Here is a 2,517-nt window from a genome sequence, read left to right as displayed (position 1 = left end):
TGGCCATCCAGCTCGGCGCACAGGAGCAGCTGCGGCGCCTGCCGCGCACGCGCCTGCTGGACCTGCTGGAACGCTATCGCGGCTGCCTGGAACAGGCCGCCGCGCTCTATCAGGGCCAGCTGCACACGCTCAAGGACGGCAGCAGCCTGATGCTGTTCCACGAACAGGAATGCGGCGAGGACTACCTGACCCACGCCATCTGCTGCGGCGAGTTGATGCGCGCCCTCGGCCACGCCCTGCAGATCGAGGTGGCCGACAGCGGCATCACCCTGCAACTGCAGCTGGGCCTGACCCTGGGCAGCGACCTGGACGGCCTCGGTCAGGCCGAGCTGCTGCTCAGCGACAGCGCCCTGGACGCCCTGGCGCTGTCGCAGCACAGCCGCAATCTGCTGCTGGTGGAACAGCGGGTGGCGCAGGATGGCCTGGCGCGTCAGCGCGCACGCATCCGCCCGATCGCCAGCCCGGAAGGCGCCAGCTGTGTCGAGCGCCTGCTCGACCCCTACCCGGCGCTGCTGGAACGCCAGCTGACGCGCATGCACGAAAGCCGGGCGCACTGACGCCCGGTCACGGCTCAGGCCTGGTGCGCACGGCGCCCGCCTAGGACACGCCGAGCAGCGCACGCCGCGGCGGCGTTGGCGCGCCACAGCGCTGCAGCCAATCCTTCCAGCGAATCCGCTCGTCACGCACCAGCCAGCCGTCCTGCTCGGCGAAACTCTCCGACAGCCACAGGCCGCGGGTGCTGGCCGGCCGCAGTTCGCCCTTGCTCAGGGTGAACAGCTCGCCGCTGGGCAGGCCCTGCTGCAAGGCCAGCAGATAGAGGTCCGGCCGGCGCCGCTCCAGGCGCGCGACCAGGCGTCCATCCTCCAGGCATTCGTCGACATGGAACAGGCTCAATTGGCGCACGTCGCGCGGCAGCTCCAGGCTCAGGTCGTAGACCAGCTGCAGCGAGGCGGTGGGCAGGTGCACGTAGGCACGCGGGCGCTCCAGCAGGGTCAGGTTGCCGCACTGCACCGGGCGCGCCGCGCCGGACAGCGGGCTGAGGCGGAAGTGGCTGGCCTCGCGGTAGCGCAGGGCGCCCTGGTAGGGCGTCGGCAGCCAGGTATCGCCGAAGCGCCCGGCCAGCCAGCCGTCGGCCGTCTCCAGCAGGCACTCCTCGGCCACTTCCTGGATGGCGGTGAGCAGCGGCAGGTTCAGTTCGTGGGCCGGCACATAGCCGGAAATCAGCTTGAGCACCGTGTCGCCGCGATCCGGACGGCGCTGGCGTACCAGCAGCCAGTAGTCGCGGCCGTGCAGGCGCAGGGTCAGGCGCACCGAGACGCCGAGGTTGGCCAGCTCCGCGGCGAAGCGCCAGCTGTCCGCCACCTGCAGCGGCCGGCGCCGCTCGAGCATCTGACGGAAGTTCAGCGGCTGGCCCAGGCTCTGGTAACTCAGGCCCTCGGGCCCGGCCTCGACGAACAGCGGCAGGGTCTTGAAGGTGCTCGGGTCCTTGCGGATCAGCGTACGCGGCATCTCGACTCCTCGTTCCTGCTGGGCGTGCAGCCGGCGCGGCAGACAGCCTGCCCGGCGGACGCAGGGTGGTCAGGGTGAAGCGCAACAATGGCTCAAGGCGGCTCCGAGCGACAACCCACCACCGGTAAGCGCAGGTTTCAGCAGATGTCCTGGATCACCGCCGCCGCCGTGGCCACGTTGGCCGCCAGGTGCGCGGGGTTGATGGTGCCGACGATGGCACTGCTGACGCCGGGGTGATCGAAGATCAGTTCGAAGCTGGCGCGCAGCGGATCGACGCCGGCGCCCAGGCAGGCATGCCCGCTGGCCAGGGCCTTCTTGATCAGGATGCCCTTGGCGTGACTGGCAGCGTAGTCCAGGACCGGCTTTTCGCCCTGTTCGTTGAGGTTGTAGGTGACCATCGCACAGTCGCCCTGCTGCAGCGCCAGCAGACCACCCTCGACGGTCTTGCCGGACAGGCCGTAGGCGAGGATCTTGCCCTCGCGCTTGAGCGCCGCCAGGGTCTCGTACACGCCGCTATCGCGCAGCACCGCCAGGTCGTTGCCGTCGGAGTGCACCAGCAGCAGGTCGATGCGGTCGGTCTCCAGGCGCTTGAGGCTGCGCTCCACCGACAGGCGGGTATGCGCCGGGGAGAAGTCGAAGCGCGACTGGCCGTCGTCGAACTCCTCGCCGGTCTTGCTGACGATCACCCAGGCGTCGCGCTGGCCGCGCAGCAGCGGGCCGAGGCGCTGCTCGCTGAGGCCGTAGGCCGGCGCAGTGTCGATCAGGTTGATGCCCAGCTCGCGGGCCTGGCGGATCAGCGCGGCGGCCTGGGCATCGTCGGGGATGCGGAAGCCGCTGGGGTACTTCACCCCCTGGTCGCGGCCGAGCTTGACCGTGCCCAGGCCCAGCGGTGAAACCAGCAGGCCGGTGGAGCCCAGCGGGCGGTGCAGATCGTGCAGGGTGCTCTTCATGGCAACAGCGCCTCCCATACCGGCTGCGCCACGTCCGGGCGCGGCAGCGCCGGCAAGG

The 2,517-nt window shown here is 70.4% G+C and carries 2 protein-coding genes and 1 pseudogene; 1 reads left to right on the top strand and 2 read right to left on the bottom strand.

All coding sequences use genetic code 11. From position 1 onward, the window contains the following. Positions 1-557, top strand: a pseudogene (locus tag N878_RS17605) (histidine kinase); the annotation flags it as partial. Positions 558-597: 40 nt separating this feature from the next. Here the strand turns inward: N878_RS17605 and N878_RS17600 are convergent. Then, a complete protein-coding gene (locus N878_RS17600; protein WP_021444906.1) occupies positions 598-1,509 on the bottom strand; it encodes a hypothetical protein in 912 nt (303 codons plus the stop codon). Positions 1,510-1,646: 137 nt separating this feature from the next. After that, positions 1,647-2,459, bottom strand: a complete 813-nt coding sequence (locus N878_RS17595; protein WP_021444905.1) for an aldo/keto reductase — start codon at positions 2,457-2,459, stop codon at positions 1,647-1,649. Positions 2,460-2,517: the final 58 nt, after the last annotated feature.

Origin of the sequence: Pseudomonas sp. EGD-AK9, assembly GCF_000465935.2 — a bacterium.
Classification (GTDB): domain Bacteria; phylum Pseudomonadota; class Gammaproteobacteria; order Pseudomonadales; family Pseudomonadaceae; genus Aquipseudomonas.
Note: the sequence above shows the minus strand (reverse complement) of the source record. Positions and strands in the feature narration are given on the sequence as shown.

Bases quoted from the DNA above. Each gene is read 5' to 3' on its own strand.
- N878_RS17600 (WP_021444906.1), bottom strand. From the start codon at position 1,509: ATGCCGCGTACGCTGATCCGCAAGGACCCGAGCACCTTCAAGACCCTG.
- N878_RS17595 (WP_021444905.1), bottom strand. From the start codon at position 2,459: ATGAAGAGCACCCTGCACGATCTGCACCGCCCGCTGGGCTCCACCGGC.